Origin of the sequence: Pedobacter aquatilis, from assembly GCF_030409415.1 — a bacterium.
Classification (GTDB): domain Bacteria; phylum Bacteroidota; class Bacteroidia; order Sphingobacteriales; family Sphingobacteriaceae; genus Pedobacter; species Pedobacter aquatilis.
The window spans coordinates 228655-249160 of sequence record NZ_JAUFPW010000036.1; the positions used below are offsets into that span (position 1 = coordinate 228655).

Here is a 20506-nt window from a genome sequence, read left to right on the forward strand (position 1 = left end):
TTATATGACGAGTGAAGAAAAAATTAGAAGTGCCTTTGAAAATAAAGATTGGCAAGAAATTAAAGTAACAGATTCTTGGCAAATTTTTAAAATAATGGCTGAGTTTGTTGATGGTTTTGAGAAATTAGCAAAAATTGGCCCATGCGTAACCATTTACGGTTCTGCCCGTACTGCAGAAACAAATAGATATTATCAATTAGCTGAGCAATGCGGTAAATTACTAACCGACCGTGGTTATGGTGTAATTACTGGTGGCGGACCAGGTATTATGGAAGCTGGTAACAAAGGCGCACATACAAATGGTGGTAAATCAGTTGGTTTAAATATCGAATTGCCATTTGAGCAATTTCACAATAAATACATCGACCATAATAAATTATTAGAGTTTGATTATTTCTTTGTACGTAAAGTAATGTTTATGAAATACAGCCAAGGATTTATTGTTTTACCTGGTGGCTTCGGCACAATGGATGAACTTTTCGAGGCCTTAACTTTAATCCAAACCGGTAAAATTGCCCGTTTCCCTATTGTATTAATTGGTAAGGATTATTGGGGTGGATTAATCGACTGGATTAAAGGTACGATGCTCGAAAAAGAACATAACATCCACGAAGAAGATTTAAACCTATTCAGATTGGTTGATACCGCTGAAGAAGCAGCAGAACACATTTTTAGATTCTATGATAAATATGTTCTAAAACCTAACTTCTAGAGTAGGATTAGTAAAATTTTCGGGATACTAGCTTCTTAATTCGTCATGCTGAATTTAATTCAGCATCTTATACTAGAGGAGACCCTGAAATAAATTCAGGGTGACGGAATAGAAAATTCAATCATTCATACTTTAAAAGTTAATCATTAAGTAAAAAAGTGCTTGTTACCCCAAGCACTTTTTTTTATTTAAACATTATCTGTAACGATTGGTTTATTGGATAGTCATAAGAAAAATCTGTTGTTAATGGAGAAAATGTTAAATTGGAGAAAAGGATTATTTGATAGCAATTATCAGGTATATGAGCATGCGACTTTAAAATTTTCGCTAAATTTTAGTTCATTAAAAAATTCGGCAATTGCAACTACGGAAAAAGGAATTTTCTTATTAAAAAGTGATGGATATTCTATTCCGGAAACAAAAATACTTAACAATAAGAATGAAGTTTTGGCATTAATACGTTACGATTGGTTTGCCTTTAAAGCTAAAATTTCTTTCCCTACTGGTGAACAATTTGACTGGAGTTTCCAAAATAGTTGGTTAAGTAGGTGGAGTATTAACAACCATCTTGATAAACAGGTTATTTTTAACTCTACCACAAATAGTGGGTTAATTCACAGTAATATTGATGATGATTTATTGCTCTTCACAGGGCTATTTATCCGCGAATATTACTCAAGGATTCTATATGCCTTAATTCTTTTCGTAATTTTTATGTCGAGTGTAAGGAGTATATTTTAATGGATTGTAGAAGCTTTAACTCAAAGCAAATCCTAACTTAAAATCTCTTTAATTCGTTCAATTGGTCTGGCAATTACAGCTTTATCTCCAGAAACTATGATTGGTCTTTCGATAAGAATTGGATTTTCAACCATAGCATCAATCCATTCATCATCAGTTAGGTTTTTGCCTTTATAATTTCCGATAAAAATTTTCTCGCTTTTGCGAATCAATTCCGAAGGTTTTATATTGAGTATTGAAATCAATTCTTCTAATTTAGCTTTGCTTGGAGGCGTATCTAAGTAATAAATCACTTCAAAGGGTTTGCCACTATTTTCCAATTCTTGCAAAGCCTGGCGGCTTTTTGTGCATCTGTTATTGTGATAAATCTGAATCATTCCTTAACTATAAACCACTTACACCGCCACTAACTACTAATTTCATAGCATCAGCAGCAGTCATATTTAAATCTTTAACCTTTTCTCTGTTTACAATACAAAGCTGCCCGGCAAATGAATAAGATAGCGGAAAATATACAGCAACATCATCAGCCAAACCAAGTCTATGCAAATCATTTTGCGTTAAAAAACCGATTTTTTTCAAACCTCCTTCAACTTCTACAATAACAGGGTGATTGAATTTCTTTTCATCTCCTACAAAAGCTTCAGTTAAATCTTTTATGGAAGAATAGATGAAATTTAGCAAAGGTAAGCGATGCATCATTCTGTGAAACCAATTGTACATTGGTTCTGTTACCAGATTGGTTACAAAAATTCCGGCGAGTAAAATAATAGTTAAAACGGTAAGTAAACCTAAACCAGGTATGTTTCTGCTTTCTCCAGTACGTGGATTTACACCCAGAATATTATTTACGTTTAGCCAGCTATCAACCGTTGTAACTGCCCAAAATACAATGAAAATACTCACAGCAATGGGTACAACAATTAATAAACCTTTAATTAAATAGTTTAAAATAGCTTTCCCGACTTTATTCATGCTGCAAACTTATTTAAAAATGTTCAATAATTTATTTGTTCAATGGTTCATTTGTCATTAGTGCATTTGTTGGCTTGTCGTTTAACAAAGTTCATTTGTCATTAGTTCATTGGTTAGCAAAGTCTATCAGCACCCAAACTAATTTCTCATTGAACAAATGAACTAATGAACTATTAAACCAACTATTCATAAAAATAAACCCTTTTAACCCGCTGAGAAATATTTGTTAAAATCTCGTAAGGTATTGTACCAATTTGTTTGGCAAGTTCCATTATGCTGTGCTGTTGGTTAAAAACAATGGCTTCGTCTCCAGCCTTGACATCCAAGCCAGTAATATCAAGCATCGTCATATCCATACAAATCGAACCAATTGTTGGCACAAGCTTCCCATTAACGAGCATTTTACCAACACCATTTCCAAAAGCACGATTGTAACCATCCGCGTAGCCAATTTTAACGGTAGCTATTTTTCCTCCAACGGGCAAAATACCTTTTCTACTGTAACCAACTGTTTCACCTGCATTTAATGTTTTAATTTGTGTTATAGTTGTTTTTAATACCATAGTAGTTTGTAAACCCCTATTATCGAGCAAAGCAGCATCAAAACCATATAAACCTATTCCTAAACGTACCATATCCATTTGAGCGTTTGGCCAGCGACTAATGCCTGAAGTATTAACCATATGCAATAACGGTTTATAACCTATAATTTCAATCAAATTATTTGCAATTACATTAAATTTATCAATTTGCTGTTGAGTAAAATCATCGTGCTCTGCCTCTCCGCTTGCCACCAAATGAGAGAATATACTCTGAACTTTAATGCGTTGCGAATCTTCCAGTATTTTAGATAGTTCTTCAATTTCAGAGCTATCAAAACCCAAACGATGCATTCCACTATCAATTTTAATATGTACGGGATAGTTGAAGTCGTAATCAGAAAGTACATTCAAAAAACTATTCAATATTTCTAAACTGTAAATTTCGGGTTCGAGGTTGTGCTTAATAATGGCTTCAAATGCAGAAACTTCAGGGCTCATTACCATTATTGGCAAAGTTATTCCAGCTTTACGCAAAGCGATGCCTTCATCTGCATAAGCCACAGCTAAATAATCTACTTTGTGAAACTGAAGTAAATTTGCAATTTCGAAACTTCCGCTACCATAAGAAAAAGCCTTAACCATTGCCATTATTTTAACACCAGAGGTAATTTTAGAGCGATAAAATTGTAGATTTCCAACTAGTGCATTTAAATCAACCTCTAAAACAGTATCATGTATTTTCTGCGTTAGCAGTTTGCTAATCCTACCAAATTCAAATCGTCTTGCTCCTTTAACTAATATCGTTTCGTGGTTAAATTGTAAACCTGGAAATGCCTCAATAAATGCATTTGTATTTTCGAAAAACTGAGTTTCTAACTTAAATAGTTTGCCATTTTTTTTTATATTTTGTCCGATAGCGATTAATCGATTAACCTTTTTTTGTAAAAGTAATTCCGCAATTTCGGCATACAATTCTGAATCATCTTTACCGGTTTCAAATAATTCAGATAAGATTACTGTTTTCTTTGGATGTTGATTTTGCTGGTTCAAAAAATCTAACGCAATTGCTAAAGATGAAATATCTGCGCTGTAAGAATCATCAATTATAGAACATTGATTAATACCATTTTTGAGTTCCAAACGCATACTAACATGACTCAGTTTTTCCAATCTGGAATCTGCTTGTTCTGCTGAATAACCCAATGCAAGCAAAGTTGCCCAGCAAATAATACCATTTTCTATTGAAGCCTTATCACTAAAAGGCAACATACATTCAATTTCATGGTCTTGATAAATAGCCTTGAGGTAACAATTATTTTCCATAGCCTCAACTGCGATAATGCGTAAATCAGCACCTTGGTTACTACTCCACGTAAAGTGTTTTTTACCAGGTAAATCTTTAAAATGTACCTCACTTACATAATCTGGTGAATAGATAAATAATTCAGAATTTTTAAAAAGCTTTAATTTTTCAGTTAATTTTTCTCTTTTGGAGCTAAAACCTTCAGCATGTGCTTCGCCAATATTGGTTAGAATTCCAATTTGAGGTTTAATTATTTCTTCAATAATTTCCATTTCATTTTCTGCTGAGATACCAGCTTCAAATATTCCCAGGGTATTATCGGTATTAATTTGCCAAACAGAAAGTGGAACACCAATCTGAGAATTGTAGCTTTTAGGACTCCGAACAATATTATAATTAGCTGCTAAAAGTTGATACAACCATTCTTTAACAATTGTTTTGCCGTTGCTTCCTGTTATGCCAATTGTTTTTAAATCAAAATGATTACGATGTGTGGTAACCAATTTTTGCAGCGATTTCAAAACATCTGCAACTATTATAAAATTACAATCTGAGTATTGAGTAACGTATTTTTCTTCACTTATCACAAAATTTCGAATGCCTTTACTGTAAGCATCTTTAATAAATTCATGTCCGTTTCTATGAGACTTCAAGGCAAAAAACAAAGAATTTTCAGGAACAGAAACAGAGCGGCTATCTAAAATCAAATATTGGATAACGGTTTGTTCATCAAGCAATTTCGCATTAGCATTTAAAATTTGGGCAATGGTAGAAATTGTATATATCGGATTCTGCATGATATTAAATTCAGAAAAAGGTGATAATGGTTTTTATTTTTACGAATTTCAGTAAATAATTATGAAAAGCGGTAAACAAGAGGGAGCAATATTAGATAAAAAACAGGCATTAGCCAAAGCAGAAAATTTTTGTGTGTATCAAGAACGTTCGCAAAAGGAAGTTCGTTATAAATTGGTAGAATGGGGAATTAGAGGAGATGAACTTGAAGAAATTTTATCTGAGCTAATAACGAACAACTTTCTTAACGAGGAACGCTTTGCAAGGCAATATGCTTCAGGAAAATTTAACATAAAAAAATGGGGAAGAATTAAAATTAAGCAAGGTTTGAAATTAAAAGGTGTTCCCGATAGGATTTTACAAAAAGCATTATATAGTTTAGATGATGATGATTATATGCAAACTTTGGAAAATTTAGCCATAAAAAAGGCCAGAACAATTGCAGAATCTAATCCACTAAAAAGAAAAATTAAGCTAATGAACTATCTTCAAGGAAGAGGATTTGAAAATGATTTAATTTTACTTGCGCTGAAAGCCAGCAATTTAAACTAAATATTAAATTTTTAATAAAAAATCTCTTGACAGAAATATAAATCTGTCTATATTTGCATCACCAAAACGAAACACTGTATCAGTTTTGTTAATGCGAAAGTAGCTCAGTTGGTAGAGCACGACCTTGCCAAGGTCGGGGTCGCGAGTTCGAATCTCGTCTTTCGCTCCAAATGCCTTCTTACCAGGAGGCATTTATTTTAAAAGGTTAATCGTTCCGAATTATCGGCATCGACTAATGCTCGGGTGGTGGAACTGGTAGACACGCAGGACTTAAAATCCTGTGCTTTCAAAGGCGTGCGGGTTCGATTCCCGCCCCGAGTACTTAAAAAAAAATCGAAACTAAAGCCATCAGAAATGATGGCTTTTTTTATGATCCTTTTTTCAAAAAAGAAATCTCATTAGTTGCTTAAACCTTTACATTAAACCGTTTGAAATCTCAGTAGCTAACAAAGCAATATTATTTGTTTGTTCTATTTTCTTTAAAAAAACAATCTTAAAGGCTTTCAAAACAGAGCCAGTCCTTAAACAAATAATAAAGTAGCCAAAGCAAATAATAATCAACAGCAAGCAAATAATAGTTATGCGTTATTAGAAAATTTATTTATAAGAGATTAGCGATTAGTAAGATTTAACCATCCTCCAAAAACAAAAACTAATCAAGTATCAAATTTTAATCTATTAACAATGAAAAGAATTTTTATTGCAATCGTATTCGCAACAATTAGTATTGTAGCATACGCTAATGAGAATACTGTAGTAAAACCAACTGTAATTAATACAGAAAAAACAGTTCCTAACAATTTAAAAGTAGAGTCAAATCCAGCAAAAATTGAATTGGGACAATTCCGCAGACAAATGAATTTTACATTTACCGATAGCTGTGGTAAAAAAATGACAGTGTATGTATCAGGCGGAAATTCGTTACATGACGCAGATTTCTGGTATACAGCATACACATTTGCACAAGGCACTATGGATGCACAAGGTTGCTTTCCTAGATAAATTTTAAATCAAGAGGATGGTTTAATCTTATCTAAACTAAAAAAAACCTTATGCGATATTTAAAAATTTTAACCTTTGTAATTCTTGCTTGTATATGTTTTTCTTTCAGATATAAAAAATCTCAGGAGCTATTGACAGGAGTTGCAGAATATCATTTCTTCCACATACGTGATACAACAAACATAGGCCGTATATGGACTGAAGATTTTTTATTAGCTTTTAACAAAAATCAAAGCATATATACAAGTTATACAAAATACATTCAAGATTCTGTTCAGATTTCGAAAGTTCAAAATGCTACGAAATTAGGCAACAGCAGCATTGACCTAGGGATTCTACGCAAAACAACGGCTGATGAAATTTACATTAACTCTTATGAAAGGAATATTTTAGTTAATAAAAAATTCAGGCAGAACAATTATCTCATTACTGAGCCTCTACAAAAAATTGATTGGAAAATTGGTATTGAAACCAAAACAATTTTAGGCTATAGCTGCCAAAAGGCTACAGGAATTTATAGTGGCAGAATCTATACAGCTTGGTTTAGTACTGATATACCTGCAAGTTTTGGCCCATGGAAATTACAAGGTTTGCCTGGATTAATTTTAGAAGCCACAGATATAAGCGGCAGAATAAGTTTCGCTTGCACAAAGATTTCCTTTGGTACTTCGCTCCCATCAGTAATAAATCTAACACCTCCCAAAGATGTTATTTCTACCAATCATGAAGAGTATAATCGAATGGAAAAGGCATTTAATGAAAGTCTTAATCTAGATCCATACGGTTCTGAAGACATGAAAATTGAGAATGTAACTTTAGCTAACAGTAATGATGTTGGACCTAAAAAAAAGTTTGAGGTTAATTTTCCGCTTGAGTTAATAAAATAATTTTGCGCAAAAAAATCTGCTTCTTACTAATCTGCCTGTTCTATTGTATGGGTAAACTTCTCGCACAAGAAGAGGTTTTGGTTAATGGATTTGTTAAAGATAGTATCGACAACCCAATTATTGCTGCATCGGTTATTCTTATTAACCAACATGGAGCAGGCATAATATTTAGCAAAACCAGTGAAAATGGCGCATTCAGTTTCAATTTTAAGAATCAAACTGAAAACTTATCCCTTAAAGTTACCGCGTTAGGTTATCAATCCCTCATTTTACCTATTAACAAAAAAGCCGAACAATCTTTTAATATTAAACTCAAATCTAATTCATTTAAACTTCAGGAGGTAACTATTAATTCGCAAGTTAAGATAAGTTTAGCAAGTGATACCTTAAAATATAATCTACAAGCATTTAAAGATAGGAATGACAGCGTAATTGCTGATTTAATTAGTCGGTTGCCCGGAATACAAATTGATGAGAATGGTGGTATTAGTTACAATGGAAAACACATTAGCAATGTTTATATAGATGGAGATAACCTATTAGATGGAAGATATAAGATGGCTACCAACAACATACCTGTTAATGCTGTAGAACAAGTGCAGGTAATTGAAAGAGACCAGCCAATTAAGGCACTAAACGGATATATAAGCAGCGATAATATTTCTTTAAACCTAAAACTTACTGATAGCGCAAGAACGATGACATTGAATACAGGTTATATTGGCTCTGGAAATAAAGTTTACAGTGCAGAATTAAATAATCTTTTATTCAAAAAAAAGGTAAAAAGTATTAATAATGTAAAAGCCAATAATGTTGGTGAAAATTTGCAAGCCGAGCAAGCTAACGTTGGCGTTTCTTTTAACGATGAAATTTCTATAAGGAAGCCAGCAAATTTGCTATCAATGGAAAGTGAAACAGTTCCGACTTTAGGTGATAAATATTATTTGATGAATAATGATTATTCTGCAAGTATAAATACATTATTTAAACTAAATTCGGACTGGGCAATACGCTTAAATTTATCTACCCTTCAACTTAAACGCAAATATAATTATTACAGCAGAATAAATTATTTTATTGGGAATACTGATACAATAATCTACGAAGAAGTTCAGAATAGTATTTATAAACTAAATCATTGGCATGGAGAAGCTCTAATTGAAAAGAACAGTAAGTCCATATATTTAAAATCCACAACAAAATTAATACTACCAAAATGGGAAAGAAATGGCGATACCTATCAAAATCTATCATTTTTTCAACAAAGTCAACCAACATTTTATAAATCACTAAGCAATGAAACAAATTTGGTAAGGGCAATAGGTCAAAATCAATTATTACAGTATAATAGTTTGCTGCAATATTATAAAATAAATGAAAGTTTAAAAATTACACCTGGTATTTACAAAAATTTGGTTAACGATGGCTTAGATTATGTGATGTTAGGCCAAGATTTATTTAACAGAACTATTTTCGTCAATCAGTCGGTAACATTTAAAACCAAAAAAAACTGGTGTGTTCTTTCAATATCGGCTGGTATTAGTTATGAAGAAAATCATTTTAATAGTGACTTAATAAAAACTGATAGTGCAAATGTATTGAGTACTGTTGGCTTAAAATTTAAAAATAAATTAGACTTTAATAATTTTGGAACATTTGGAAAGATAGCAGCCATTTTCCCAATTAAACAAGCAACAATTTCTATAGAGGCTGTTCCAACATTTACTATGATAAGCTATGGTCATTCAGAAAACCCTGGAAAAGACGTATACAATTATTTTAGAGTTAACCCGGTTGTCGATTTTAAAACAAGATTAGGCAAATACAATGAACTGAATTTAAGAATTGCGCAACAAACAAGTTATGGGCAGTTAAATGATATATACGATGGAACTATTTTAATAAATTACAGGCAATTAAATTATAATGACACATCACTTCCTAAAACGGATATCAATTCGTTTAATGCAAGATATTCTTACCGGAAGCCTATAAAAATGCTTTTCTTTAATCTAAATTTCAGCTATAGTGGTAGTGAACAAAATTTCATCAATTCTTACATAATTGATAGTGCGTTAACAAAATCAATTGCCATAAACTTTAAAAATAAGAGAAATCAGTACATTATTAATGGTAATTTCTCAAAATACTTATTCCCCCTTTCTATAAACTTTTCTGCTCGGAGTAGCTTCAATTTGCAAACCGGATTTAGCTTTTATAATGATGAAATAACGCCATTTCGTGCTTATCAAACAAATATTGGTATAACTTTTAGGAAGAAATTACTTTCAACCATTAACATATCAATATTTGGTGATCTTAACGAAGTAATAAATAACCAGAAAACGATTTCAAATGGCCATCTTTCTAACAAAATACAGTCTAAAAAATTAAAAGCTGAATTGCAGCAAAATTTAAGTGAGGAGATTTCTTTTAGCCTTACTTATAACTTCAATAATTACAGGCAATCTTTAAGGCAAGAAATCAGTAATCAGTTTTTTGATTTGAATGTGAAATATGCACCTGGCAAATGGAAAAGTTTTTTTGAATTGCAATGCATTAATTTGATGAACAAAAACCTGTACAGTCAGGTAAACTCTTCAGCTAACCAACAATCTATTTATGAGATGCCATTAAGAAAACGTACAATTTTAGTAAAGTATATTTTTACTTTTTAAGTGTTCATAAAACACACGCCCTATTAGCACCTTGAAAAACAATTTATATAAAAAAATTAAAATATTATTTTAAAAGAAAAATTATATTTCTATATTTGCAACCCCAAAGGAATACGACATATTGTATTATTTTGCGAAAGTAGCTCAGTTGGTAGAGCACGACCTTGCCAAGGTCGGGGTCGCGAGTTCGAATCTCGTCTTTCGCTCTAAATGTTTTCCTACCAGAAAGCATTTATTTTAAAAGGTTAATCGCCTGCTCGGGTGGTGGAACTGGTAGACACGCAGGACTTAAAATCCTGTGCTTTCAAAGGCGTGCGGGTTCGATTCCCGCCCCGAGTACTTCAAAAAAATCGAAACTAAAGCCATCAGAAATGATGGCTTTTTTTAATGCTCAAAAATTTTAACAATAAATTAAACGCGAAAACACAAGCAAATAAGATTGCAACATGTTATATTCGTGCAAATAAGAAGCAGAATCATCTCTTAATGAACCTAAATTCTCCACTCTTTAGAGCAATCTTTAATAATTCAGTAGCAAAGATAATTCTTGAAGCTAACGCTCCTGATTTTTCTATTGTAGATTACAATGAAGAATTTGAAAAAACATCATACACCACAAGCAGAAATGTTAGAGGCCTCAAAATAATTGAAGCCTACCCAACTGAGGAGAATAATCAAGAAAGTAAAATTTTAATTAACGGACTAATATCCGCTGTAGAAACGAAAGAAATTATTTGCCTTCCTGCTTTTCAATACAATGTGCCTTCTGCCGATTTAAAATCTACCAAAGTAAGTTGGTGGCAATCTGAAATTCTTCCTGTAATAGATAATGGTAATGTACAATATTTACTAGTTACTGTACACAACATTACCGATAAAGTTTTAGGCACAAATGCCCTTGGTGAATCAATAGAACGAGAAAATAGGCTCAACATAGCGCTGGCCGATACGCATGAAGAATTAGCGGCTTCCAACGAGGAGCTTCAGGCAAATTTGGAAGATTTAATTAGCACAAATGAAGAACTTACTTTATCCAGAAAAGAACTCCAACTATTAAACGATCAATTAGAGCTTCGGATTGAGAAACGCACAGAAGATCTCCAATCTAGCAGGTTGCTTTTGCAAAATATAATTCAAACTACAAACGTTGCAATGACCCTGCTTAAGGGAAAAGATTTAATTATAGAACATCCCAATCCACCGATGATCAAAATCTGGCAAAGAAAGCCAGAAAATGTTGTTGGAAAAAGAATTACAGATGTATTTCCAGAACTAGAAACGCAGAGGTTTCCAAAATTATTGGCAGAAGTATTTGAAAGTGGTAAGAGCATAGCCATGCCTGAAGTGCCAGTTAATATCTCTTACGAAAATAGCGAAATGGGCTTAATATATGTCGATTTCTCGTATGATCCAATTTTCGATAAGGATGGTAATGTAGAATATATATTGGCAACCGTTAACGATATTACCGATAATGTTTTAAATAGGAAAAGATTAGAGGCAAACGAATCAGAATTACAGGCTACAACCGAAGAACTTGCAGCATCCAATGAAGAGCTTTCTGCAACAAATGAGGAGTTAGCAACTACCAACGAAGAGTTACAAGAAGCTCAGGAAACCCTTTTTCTCAAAAATGAGGAATTATTAGAAACTGAAGAAAGCCTTAGGTTAGCATTAGCATCAGGTAATTTGGGCATTTATAGTATTGAACCTGAAACTGGTAAGTTTGATATCTCACCAAAAGCAAGAGAATTTTATGGTTTACCAATAAGCGGAAAGATAACATGGGTCGATGTAACTAATACGGTTGTGCCAGAATATTTGCCTGTTATAGAGGAAGCCCGTAGTAAAGCCCTTTTAACTAAACAGCCTTTTGATGTTCAATACCCAATATTACAAAGCACTACAAATAAAATAAAGTGGGTACGTGTGGTTGGAAAAAGCATTCCAAAATCAAACAGTAGAGTTGCCCGCTTTCTTGGTGTTATTTTAGATATTACTGCAGAAACCGAATACCGCCATGCAATTGAGGAAAGTGAGTCGCGGTTTAGAAATATGGCAGAAGCAACAGATGTGTTCATCGCTGTTGGTGATGGAACAAACAATGCCACATATTTTAATACAGCATGGACTGCCCTAACCGGTCGTAGTATGAATGATTTATTAAAATTTGGCTGGGCAGATTTGATTCATCCGGAAGATCGAGATAGATATGTTGAGATTTACCTCGAAGCATTTAAAAATAAGTCGCCATTTACAGGTGAATTTAGGATTTTGGATAAAGATGGCAATTACAGTTGGCTTTTGGCAAAAGGTAATCCTCGGTTTAATAAAAATGGAGAATTTGCTGGTTACATAAGCTCTAGCGTAGATATTTCCGAATTAAAGAAAGATGAAATCAGGAAAAATGATTTCATTGGCATGGTAAGCCATGAACTTAAAACACCTTTAACGGCAATTAGTGGTTTTGTACAGGTTTTGCAATCAAGAGCCAAAAAAAATGAAGATTCCTACGCATTAATAGCACTCAATAGAACTTATAATCAGGTAAAGAAAATGACAGTGATGATAAACGGTTTCTTAAATGTATCTCGTTTAGAATCTGGTAAATTATTAATAGAAAAAAGTGATTTTCAACTTGATGAACTAATCAAAGAACTAGTAGAAGAAAGTGATTTGGTTCAGTTTTCTCATAAAATTAACCTATCTGTAGTACAACCAATTATTGTTAATGCTGATAGAGATAAGATTGGAAGTGTGATATCTAATTTATTAAGTAATGCAGTTAAATATTCGCCGTCTGGAACAGAAATAGATATTCGGTGTGAAATTTTGGCTGATAAAGCAGTAGTAAGCATTACAGATGAAGGAATTGGTATAGATGAAGAAGATGTTGATAAACTTTTCAACAGATATTATAGAGTTGGCAAACACCATACGATTTCTGGCTTTGGAATTGGACTTTATCTTAGCTCAGAAATTATTGAGCGACATAACGGAAAAATAGGTGTAAATAGTGAAATAGGTAAAGGTTCTACATTTTACTTTGAAATTCCATTAGTTTAGAATTAGCAGTTTCTAGTTCCACCCTAAAATTGTCTTGTTTAACCTTTTTCAAATATGGAATCTTAGTATAACTTTATGCTATAAATTTAATAATCTATATGGAAAAGATAACAGTTAAATCTGAAATTAATGCCCCTGTCGATAAAGTTTGGGCATATTGGAGCAGTCCTGAACACATTACAAAATGGACATTTGCTTCCAGTGATTGGCATGCACCTTATGCTGAAAATGACTTAAAAACTGATGGAAAATTTAAAACAACAATGGCAGCTAAAGATGGTAGTGTGAGTTTTGATTTCGAGGGCGTTTACACAAATGTAGAAACTCATAAAAAAATTGAATACGCATTGGCTGATGGAAGAACGGTACAAATTGCTTTTGAAGCTGATGGCGATACGACTAAAATTACCGAAACATTTGATCCTGAAAACCAAAATCCAATTGAAATGCAACGTGGAGGATGGCAGTCTATTTTAGATAATTTTAAGAAATACACTGAAGAAAATTAAACAAAATTTAATTAAAAGATTCTTATTGAAGCATTAAGAGTCTTTTAGTTAAAAACCTCACCCCCATCTTTGAGCTTTATAATTCAACATCAGAATGTTATATTAGCTTCATAACTTAAACATTACATCATGAATCAAAAAATCATCACCCTGTACGATAAATACACACATAGCCAGCTAAGCAGAAAAGAATTCATGAAAAAACTGGCGATTCTGACCGGTAGCACTGCTTTAGCTTTAACTGTTTTACCTTTACTCGAAAATAATTACGTTGCTGCTTCAGGTTTTGAAAGTGATGATATTACCTCCGAAGAAGTTACTTTCCCAGGTGTTGATGGCGATATGAAAGGTATATTAGCCAAACCTAAAGGCAAGAAAAAATTGGGGTCTGTGTTGGTTATTCACGAAAACAGAGGTTTAAATCCACATATAATTGATGTTACCAAGCGGGTTGCCGCTGAAGGTTATATCTCTTTAGGTGTTGATGCACTTTCACCATTTGGTGGAACACCTGCTGATGAAGATAAAGGACGTGAATTGATAGGCAAACTTGATCCGGTTAAGAATCTACAAAATTATTTAAACGGACTCGAATATTTAAGAAAAAATAAAGACGGTAATGGTAAGGTTGGCTGTATGGGATTTTGCTGGGGTGGTGGAATTTCGAATAAATTAGCTGTCAATGACCCTAAATTACAGGCCGCTGTAGCTTACTATGGTGCTCAACCAAATATTGCAGATGTTGCTAAAATGAAAGCAAGTGTTATGATGCACTATGGAGGTTTGGATGAACGTATAAATGCGGGCATTCCTGCTTATGAAGCTGCACTAAAGGAAAGCAAAATTGATTACAAGATTTACATTTATGATGGTGTAAATCATGCTTTCAACAATAATACATCACCAACAAGATATAATGAAGCTGCAGCAAAATTAGCCTGGCAAAGAAGTATGGATTTATTTAAAAGTAAACTATCGTAATTGCAATTTTAATGAAGCGTTTTTTATTTGCAATACTAACCGTATTAATTTTTTGCTCTTGCCAAGATAATTATACTCCAGATACAGTACAAATCTCAAATACTTCCAAAACGCCGTCTGCTATTCCATTTAAAAAATATTTAGGTGTTAATGCTTTTGAGTGGGATTTTGTTGATGAAAAAGTTTCATCGAGTGTTATTGATGAAAAACGAATGGCATTGATAAAATCCTTTGGCGGAATAAGGCATTATTTAGATTGGGACAGAATGGAGGCTGCAATTGGAAAATATACTTTTAACCCAACACATAACGGTGGAGCATACTATGATGTTATTTATAAGCGATTAAAAGATGATAACATTGAAGCACTTGCTTGTATAAAAAATGTACCAAAGTGGCTGGTTACCAGCTATCCGAAGGATGAGCAAGGCTATGATAATACACCGGTTCAATATGGTTATGATAAAAGCAATCCAAAATCATATATAACTCAGGCTAAAATGGCTTTTCAGTTTGCTGCAAGATACGGCGCAAACCAAAACATCGACAAATCATTAATTTCTGTTGATACATCTATACGTTGTAATGGTGATGATGCCAACATACTGTTAGTTGGCTTAGATTTGATAAAATTTGTAGAATGTAATAATGAACCTGATAAATGGTGGAAAGGAAAAAGGGCTCAACAAACAGCAGAAGAATATGCCGCAAATATGTCTGCATTTTATGACGGACATAAAGGAACAATGGGTAAAAATGTTGGCGTAAAAAATGCTGATTCCAGTATGCAGGTTGTAATGGGAGGCTTAGGCGTAGCAGAACCTAAATTTGTTGAAAAAATGATTGAATGGTGTAAAAACAACAGAGGCTTAAAAGCAAATGGTTCAATTAATTTATGTTTTGATGTTATTAATTATCATCTATATTCCAACAATAGCTTTTTAACAGGTAAAGAGGCTACAGTTGGTGTTGCTCCTGAACTTTCTGATATTGGCTCTGTAGCAAACAAATTTATATCAATTGCTAAAAAACATGCTCCTGGCATAGAAGTTTGGGTTACCGAAACTGGATATGATATTGGCAAAACGCCTCAACATGCAATTCCTATTAAAGAAAAATCTTCTTTAATAACTCAAGCCGATTGGAATTTGCGTACATCGCTGCTGTATGCTAGGCATGGAATTTCACGCTGCATGTTTTATATGCTGGATGATGCTGGTGGCCTAGAGAGCAAAATACAATATAGTTCATCGGGCTTTCATGACGAGTTTAAGCCTAGACCATCTGCCGATTATATGCTCCAAACAAAAAAGCTTATTGGAGATTATTTTTATACTGCAACAATAAGCAACGAGCCGATTGTTGACTTATATAAAAAAGGGACAAAACAAATTTACGTTTTAACAATTCCAGACCAGCAAGGAAGAACAGCCAGCTATCAACTTAATTTAGGCAATTCAAAACAAGCCATTATCCATAGCTTACAAATTGGTAAAAATGAAATGCTAAGCAAAAAAGTTAATATTAAAAATGGTAAACTAATAGTTAATGTAACAGAAACGCCAATTTTTGTTGAGAAATTATAGATTTATTTAGCCTTATTTTTCTTCTAACTGATAAATAAATCCTTTATTCCCAGCCAAAATAACAACTTTCCCATTTTTTGCTTTTTGCACAGAATTAAAACTGATATCAGAAATATGGCTCCAGTTTTCTCCTCCGTCAAGAGAAACATCTGTACCTGAAGTTCCGGTAGCAATTAAGGTTTTAGTATTTATATATGCAACCGCAGAACGATAGCCATAAACTGGCGTTTTAGGTTTTCTCCAGGTTTTACCTCCATCATTAGTTAAAACGATGTTGTTGGAATTGTCTTTATCTCTAACATAATTGCCGCCAACAGCTACACCAATATTTGCATCGTAAAAATCAATAGAAAATGGCCCCGTGGTCGATTCACCTTGCCAAATCGGGCATTTGTAAACTTGCCAGTCTGAACCGTAATTTTTCGAGTGATAAATGTGAGAAATCATTCCACCAGTAGCAATCCAAACCTGTCCGCCGGGAAGTGTTTTAATAGTTGTACCACTAGCAGCAAATCCTGCTTCGCCTTTAACAAGCGATGGATTCATTTTTGAAGAAATATTTTTCCAAGACTTGCCTCCATTAATAGATTTTAATAGCTGCATTTTATTATCAATTGGGTCACCAAAAATTATTGCTTTGTTTTTGCTCCAAACTCCCAAGCCATCCAAAAAAATTGCTGTATCGGTGTTTTTGTACGTTTCAGTCCAAGTTTTACCTCCATTAATTGTTTTTAAAACATAAGCCGGACTACCAGCATTAACTACAATAGCTTCTAACTCATTAAAGGCTTCAATATCTCTAAAATCAAGTTTTTCGTAACCTTTTGGAATTATCCATTCCCAGCTATAACCTCCATCAACACTTTTCCCTATAGTTCCATTACTTCCACTTGTCCAAATAATTTTATCATCGACAACACTTAACCCACGGATGCTGGTTTTTGTATTTTCATTTAAAGATTTAACAGCATAATTCTGCGCAGCGCAAAAAAAAGGTGCCAATATTAGGCACCAAATTAATTTCTTCATTTAGTATTATTTAACTCGCTTAAAACTTTCAGAACGCCCTAGTAATGAGATTCCTATGTATCCTCTAACCGTCATTATATCTGCACCTTTAAGGGAAATATTACAGCTATAAGTTTTTCCGCTTTTAGGGTCGTAAATAGTTCCATTAGTCCATTTACCATCATCGTAGACGAAATCCTTTAGAATTTCTAAATTTAACAATGGGCGGTTTTGCAAACTTGCTGTCGGATTTTTCGCATCAACTTTTGGTTTACCATTTATATTAGGCTCTTTTAACCAAGCCAATTTACCGAAGTATTTATCACCTTTTTTGTAAATTTCAATTTGTCCTTCTCCAGAAGGATTTAGCCATTTACCAATCACGGCATCTTTATTTTGTGCAAATGTAGTGGTTGCTAACGCCACAAAAAGTAGCATTAAAATAGGGAACTTTCTCATATCGATTTCTATTTAGTGTTTTTAAAGATAATAATTTGACCTTTTGATCCAAACAAATAATAAAGCAAAAAAGTATGAGAAAGTTTTAATTTGAATAAAATTACTTTGAAACGATAGGTAAATATTTGTGACGATAAGCAAAGAATAGAAACAAATTAAATAATAGCATTACAGATACCATTGGCAATTCTTTGGGGCCTAAATATGCGTGATATAAAAATATATTTAAAGTAACCGGAAAAACTAGAATTGCTGCTAAAGGTGCCGTTCTACCAAAAATGAGTAATATACCACCAATAAGTTCTGTAACTTTAATTAATGGCATTAAATATCCGGTAACCATTAAACCCGTCATAAACGTTGTTTGGTCTGCTGACATTTGTTGCCCTTCAGGCATTAATTTTAAAAAATAACTTACAGAAGCAAAAAGATACATCGCACCTAATAGCACTCTAATAATTATAACTGCAATTTTCATATAGTTTTTAGTTTAGTTTATTAAAAATAAGAAAAAAATAATTTATTAATGAGGATGAGTTATTCATCGAACTTGTTTATAAAGCCTTATATCCATCAAAAATTTCCAATCTGTATCATTAGAGTGTTCCCATTTACCCTCAATTATGTTACCCTTTGCTCTAATTTCGCCTTTAAAACGTTCTCTTTCTGATACAATGGTGATTCGATTATTCTTAATATGCATCACAGCAATATTTACACTACCATTATTATCAAAAGAATAGCTAGTAAATTCGTTTTCATGCTCACCCTGCCCTATTATTTCCATCGATTTTAAGCGTTCATCGCCGATTAAAATATCAACAGTATGGATAATAAATTTAAACCCATCCATCCATTCGTAAATATCGGTTCCTTTAATGTCTTTTTCATCAATTGTTTTGCCTGATGTTTTCCATCTGCCAATAATAGGGCTAAGCTCATTCATGTTAAATCTTTAAAAGAAAAAGCATAAAAAACATTTATTGTTTGAAAAGATTTAAAATCTTAACTACATGTAATTCATACCTTTGTAACCTAACAACCTGCGCCACAATGCAATTTGGCCAATACAATTTGCTTCGCGATAAATGGTAAACGAAATCATATCAAATAAAGTCATTTCCATCCCGGGCATTTCGATTCGTTCATTAAGTTTCTCATCAACAGCATTTGTTAAAGCTTCTTGCAATTTAAGCGATACATTATCCCAATCATCAAGAAATTCGGCTATGCTTGGGTATTTCGCATCATCGATTATACTATGGTTATCTTTAAAAAGTTCTAATGTTGATGATTTTATAGCCAAACCAAAAGATTTTGCTAAGTAATATCTCCCATCAACAATGCTTCCGGTAATCCAGGCAATATGATTCGCATTGGTATTTAATCGTTTCTGAACATCTTCTTCTGCGATTCCATCTAATGCTCGTTTTAAGAAATCTGTATGCATTTCATATAAAACAATTAGTCCATACAGTTTTTCTACAATTGGCTTCTTTTTCATAATAATGTTGTTAGGTAAACAATAACTAAAATTACGATTTGAATATTCTTTAGAGAACAGTCAGAAATGTCAACTTTAGGGTGTATATAAGACAAATTACATATATTTACTAAAGGCAAAATCTAACCACAAATGAATAACATAGGTATTTTAATTCCAGAACAATATAAATTATTAAGTGTAGCAGCAATTTTAGAAGTTTTAGAAACTGCTAACAAATTTCAACTCGATAATCAGGATAAAAAATCATTTGAAATAACACTGATTACGTTAGATAACTGTATTGATGGATTTTTTAAAAGCTACCGAACTGAAAACATAAATTCGGATATTAAATACGATTTGATTCTAGTACCTTCTTTTACAACGGAAAATATACAAGCCACAATTTCATTAAATAAAGCATTTATTCCATGGTTAATTAAACAATATAACACCAAAACCGAAATTGCCACTTTTTGTACTGGTGCATTTTTATTAGCAGCTACGGGTTTACTTGATGGAAAGGTTGCAACAACCCATGTTGATGCTTGTGCTGCATTCTCTGCTGCCTTCCCTCGCGTAAGACTTAAGCCTGATAAGACAGTTACCCAAGATGGGCAATTATATACAAGCGGCGGAGCAACATCTACCTTTCACCTACTTTTATATCTGCTACAAATACACTGTGGTAAAGAACTAGCGATAAAGACTGCAAAGATTTTTGCAATTGATATGGACAGATCCAACCAATCTTATTTTAGCTCTTTTCAACCTTCAAGACATCATAATGATGATATCGTAGCATCTGCTCAAGACAAAATTGAAAGTAATTACCAGGATGTTTCTACAATTGAAGAAATGATTAAAGATATTCCATCGAGTAGAAGAAATATTGTTAGGCGATTTAAGCAAGTTATAGGGATTACACCAATTGAATACTTACAACAAACTAGAATTGAAGCCGCAAAAAAATTATTGGAACAAACAACTCAGCAAATGACAGAAATTATTTATAATTCGGGCTATAACGACCCAAAAGCTTTTAGAAAAATTTTCAGAAAAACAGTTGGAATGACACCCTCTCAGTACAGGGATAAATTTCAGGTTAGATAATTTTGATGATATAAATCATCAAGAAATGTTAATTATAGTAAAACTCTTCAATACAATTAAAAATAAATCTAAATAATAAAATAATTGTTCTTAACTTAACGTTATAGTTAT

Annotated in this window: 19 protein-coding genes and 4 tRNA genes; 15 read left to right on the forward strand and 8 right to left on the reverse strand. The window is 32.9% G+C overall.

Annotation, left to right across the window (positions count from 1 at the left end; genetic code table 11):
• Positions 1 to 4 precede the first annotated feature (4 nt).
• Both QWY86_RS19335 and QWY86_RS19340 read left to right on the forward strand, forming a co-directional pair.
• Entirely contained in the window at positions 5 to 712 is a 708-nt protein-coding gene (locus QWY86_RS19335) for an LOG family protein (RefSeq protein ID WP_290244548.1), read from the forward strand.
• Between the two features lie 246 nt (positions 713 to 958).
• Positions 959 to 1453 (forward strand): hypothetical protein, encoded by a 495-nt coding sequence (locus tag QWY86_RS19340; RefSeq protein WP_290244550.1) that lies wholly within the window; start codon positions 959 to 961, stop codon positions 1451 to 1453.
• Between the two features lie 32 nt (positions 1454 to 1485).
• Here QWY86_RS19340 and arsC read toward each other — a convergent pair whose 3' ends face one another.
• From arsC to QWY86_RS19355, 3 genes are all read right to left on the reverse strand, one after another.
• Positions 1486 to 1830, reverse strand: coding sequence for an arsenate reductase (glutaredoxin) (gene arsC / locus QWY86_RS19345; protein ID WP_290244551.1), 345 nt, complete (start codon positions 1828 to 1830; stop codon positions 1486 to 1488).
• Between the two features lie 7 nt (positions 1831 to 1837).
• Entirely contained in the window at positions 1838 to 2428 is a 591-nt protein-coding gene (locus QWY86_RS19350) for a DUF502 domain-containing protein (protein ID WP_290244553.1), read from the reverse strand.
• A gap of 182 nt (positions 2429 to 2610) precedes the next feature.
• Entirely contained in the window at positions 2611 to 5070 is a 2460-nt protein-coding gene (locus QWY86_RS19355) for a bifunctional UDP-N-acetylmuramoyl-tripeptide:D-alanyl-D-alanine ligase/alanine racemase (protein ID WP_290244554.1), read from the reverse strand.
• Between the two features lie 61 nt (positions 5071 to 5131).
• Between QWY86_RS19355 and QWY86_RS19360 the strand changes: the two genes are divergently transcribed.
• From QWY86_RS19360 to QWY86_RS19415, 12 genes are all read left to right on the forward strand, one after another.
• Positions 5132 to 5620, forward strand: a complete 489-nt coding sequence (locus QWY86_RS19360; protein WP_290244555.1) for a regulatory protein RecX — start codon at positions 5132 to 5134, stop codon at positions 5618 to 5620.
• Positions 5621 to 5713: 93 nt separating this feature from the next.
• Positions 5714 to 5789 (forward strand) — tRNA-Gly (locus QWY86_RS19365).
• 68 nt (positions 5790 to 5857) lie between these two features.
• Positions 5858 to 5941 (forward strand) — tRNA-Leu (locus tag QWY86_RS19370).
• Positions 5942 to 6304: 363 nt separating this feature from the next.
• Positions 6305 to 6622: a hypothetical protein gene (locus tag QWY86_RS19375; protein WP_290244556.1), complete on the forward strand. Its 318-nt coding sequence runs from the start codon at positions 6305 to 6307 to the stop codon at positions 6620 to 6622.
• Positions 6623 to 6672: 50 nt separating this feature from the next.
• The gene (locus QWY86_RS19380) at positions 6673 to 7509 is read left to right on the forward strand and encodes a GLPGLI family protein (protein WP_290244558.1); all 837 of its coding nucleotides are present in this window, start codon (positions 6673 to 6675) and stop codon (positions 7507 to 7509) included.
• Between the two features lie 47 nt (positions 7510 to 7556).
• Complete coding sequence (locus tag QWY86_RS19385) at positions 7557 to 10187, forward strand: hypothetical protein (RefSeq protein WP_290244559.1); 2631 nt, start codon at positions 7557 to 7559, stop codon at positions 10185 to 10187.
• A 133-nt stretch (positions 10188 to 10320) separates the two neighbouring features.
• Positions 10321 to 10393 (forward strand) — tRNA-Gly (locus tag QWY86_RS19390).
• Between the two features lie 49 nt (positions 10394 to 10442).
• Positions 10443 to 10526 (forward strand) — tRNA-Leu (locus QWY86_RS19395).
• Between the two features lie 147 nt (positions 10527 to 10673).
• A complete protein-coding gene (locus QWY86_RS19400) occupies positions 10674 to 13253 on the forward strand; it encodes a PAS domain S-box protein (protein ID WP_290244561.1) in 2580 nt (859 codons plus the stop codon).
• Positions 13254 to 13351: 98 nt separating this feature from the next.
• Positions 13352 to 13762, forward strand: a complete 411-nt coding sequence (locus tag QWY86_RS19405) for an SRPBCC family protein (RefSeq protein ID WP_290244563.1) — start codon at positions 13352 to 13354, stop codon at positions 13760 to 13762.
• Positions 13763 to 13891: 129 nt separating this feature from the next.
• Positions 13892 to 14743, forward strand: a complete 852-nt coding sequence (locus tag QWY86_RS19410; RefSeq protein ID WP_290244565.1) for a dienelactone hydrolase family protein — start codon at positions 13892 to 13894, stop codon at positions 14741 to 14743.
• A gap of 11 nt (positions 14744 to 14754) precedes the next feature.
• Positions 14755 to 16329, forward strand: coding sequence for a hypothetical protein (locus QWY86_RS19415; protein WP_290244566.1), 1575 nt, complete (start codon positions 14755 to 14757; stop codon positions 16327 to 16329).
• 12 nt (positions 16330 to 16341) lie between these two features.
• Here QWY86_RS19415 and QWY86_RS19420 read toward each other — a convergent pair whose 3' ends face one another.
• The 5 genes from QWY86_RS19420 to QWY86_RS19440 all read right to left on the reverse strand — a co-directional run bounded on the left by QWY86_RS19420 (position 16342) and on the right by QWY86_RS19440 (position 19300).
• Positions 16342 to 17358: a WD40/YVTN/BNR-like repeat-containing protein gene (locus QWY86_RS19420; protein ID WP_290244568.1), complete on the reverse strand. Its 1017-nt coding sequence runs from the start codon at positions 17356 to 17358 to the stop codon at positions 16342 to 16344.
• A 6-nt stretch (positions 17359 to 17364) separates the two neighbouring features.
• The gene (locus QWY86_RS19425) at positions 17365 to 17796 is read right to left on the reverse strand and encodes a DUF2147 domain-containing protein (protein WP_290244569.1); all 432 of its coding nucleotides are present in this window, start codon (positions 17794 to 17796) and stop codon (positions 17365 to 17367) included.
• A gap of 100 nt (positions 17797 to 17896) precedes the next feature.
• Positions 17897 to 18274 carry a DoxX family membrane protein gene (locus QWY86_RS19430; RefSeq protein ID WP_290244571.1) on the reverse strand — a complete coding sequence of 126 codons (378 nt, stop codon included), beginning with the start codon at positions 18272 to 18274 and terminating at the stop codon, positions 17897 to 17899.
• A gap of 63 nt (positions 18275 to 18337) precedes the next feature.
• Positions 18338 to 18742 carry a hypothetical protein gene (locus tag QWY86_RS19435; protein ID WP_290244573.1) on the reverse strand — a complete coding sequence of 135 codons (405 nt, stop codon included), beginning with the start codon at positions 18740 to 18742 and terminating at the stop codon, positions 18338 to 18340.
• A 63-nt stretch (positions 18743 to 18805) separates the two neighbouring features.
• Positions 18806 to 19300, reverse strand: a complete 495-nt coding sequence (locus QWY86_RS19440) for a DinB family protein (RefSeq protein ID WP_290244575.1) — start codon at positions 19298 to 19300, stop codon at positions 18806 to 18808.
• A 132-nt stretch (positions 19301 to 19432) separates the two neighbouring features.
• Between QWY86_RS19440 and QWY86_RS19445 the strand changes: the two genes are divergently transcribed.
• Positions 19433 to 20395 carry a GlxA family transcriptional regulator gene (locus QWY86_RS19445; protein ID WP_290244578.1) on the forward strand — a complete coding sequence of 321 codons (963 nt, stop codon included), beginning with the start codon at positions 19433 to 19435 and terminating at the stop codon, positions 20393 to 20395.
• The last annotated feature ends 111 nt before the right edge of the window (positions 20396 to 20506 follow it).

What these genes read in the sequence shown, in the direction of transcription:
- QWY86_RS19335 (WP_290244548.1), top strand. Translation starts at nt 5, where the DNA reads ATGACGAGTGAAGAAAAAATTAGAAGTGCCTTTGAAAATAAAGATTGG.
- QWY86_RS19340 (WP_290244550.1), top strand. Translation starts at nt 959, where the DNA reads ATGGAGAAAATGTTAAATTGGAGAAAAGGATTATTTGATAGCAATTAT.
- arsC (WP_290244551.1), bottom strand. Translation starts at nt 1,830, where the DNA reads ATGATTCAGATTTATCACAATAACAGATGCACAAAAAGCCGCCAGGCT.
- QWY86_RS19350 (WP_290244553.1), bottom strand. Translation starts at nt 2,428, where the DNA reads ATGAATAAAGTCGGGAAAGCTATTTTAAACTATTTAATTAAAGGTTTA.
- QWY86_RS19355 (WP_290244554.1), bottom strand. Translation starts at nt 5,070, where the DNA reads ATGCAGAATCCGATATATACAATTTCTACCATTGCCCAAATTTTAAAT.
- QWY86_RS19360 (WP_290244555.1), top strand. Translation starts at nt 5,132, where the DNA reads ATGAAAAGCGGTAAACAAGAGGGAGCAATATTAGATAAAAAACAGGCA.
- QWY86_RS19375 (WP_290244556.1), top strand. Translation starts at nt 6,305, where the DNA reads ATGAAAAGAATTTTTATTGCAATCGTATTCGCAACAATTAGTATTGTA.
- QWY86_RS19380 (WP_290244558.1), top strand. Translation starts at nt 6,673, where the DNA reads ATGCGATATTTAAAAATTTTAACCTTTGTAATTCTTGCTTGTATATGT.
- QWY86_RS19385 (WP_290244559.1), top strand. Translation starts at nt 7,557, where the DNA reads ATGGGTAAACTTCTCGCACAAGAAGAGGTTTTGGTTAATGGATTTGTT.
- QWY86_RS19400 (WP_290244561.1), top strand. Translation starts at nt 10,674, where the DNA reads ATGAACCTAAATTCTCCACTCTTTAGAGCAATCTTTAATAATTCAGTA.
- QWY86_RS19405 (WP_290244563.1), top strand. Translation starts at nt 13,352, where the DNA reads ATGGAAAAGATAACAGTTAAATCTGAAATTAATGCCCCTGTCGATAAA.
- QWY86_RS19410 (WP_290244565.1), top strand. Translation starts at nt 13,892, where the DNA reads ATGAATCAAAAAATCATCACCCTGTACGATAAATACACACATAGCCAG.
- QWY86_RS19415 (WP_290244566.1), top strand. Translation starts at nt 14,755, where the DNA reads ATGAAGCGTTTTTTATTTGCAATACTAACCGTATTAATTTTTTGCTCT.
- QWY86_RS19420 (WP_290244568.1), bottom strand. Translation starts at nt 17,358, where the DNA reads ATGAAGAAATTAATTTGGTGCCTAATATTGGCACCTTTTTTTTGCGCT.
- QWY86_RS19425 (WP_290244569.1), bottom strand. Translation starts at nt 17,796, where the DNA reads ATGAGAAAGTTCCCTATTTTAATGCTACTTTTTGTGGCGTTAGCAACC.
- QWY86_RS19430 (WP_290244571.1), bottom strand. Translation starts at nt 18,274, where the DNA reads ATGAAAATTGCAGTTATAATTATTAGAGTGCTATTAGGTGCGATGTAT.
- QWY86_RS19435 (WP_290244573.1), bottom strand. Translation starts at nt 18,742, where the DNA reads ATGAATGAGCTTAGCCCTATTATTGGCAGATGGAAAACATCAGGCAAA.
- QWY86_RS19440 (WP_290244575.1), bottom strand. Translation starts at nt 19,300, where the DNA reads ATGAAAAAGAAGCCAATTGTAGAAAAACTGTATGGACTAATTGTTTTA.
- QWY86_RS19445 (WP_290244578.1), top strand. Translation starts at nt 19,433, where the DNA reads ATGAATAACATAGGTATTTTAATTCCAGAACAATATAAATTATTAAGT.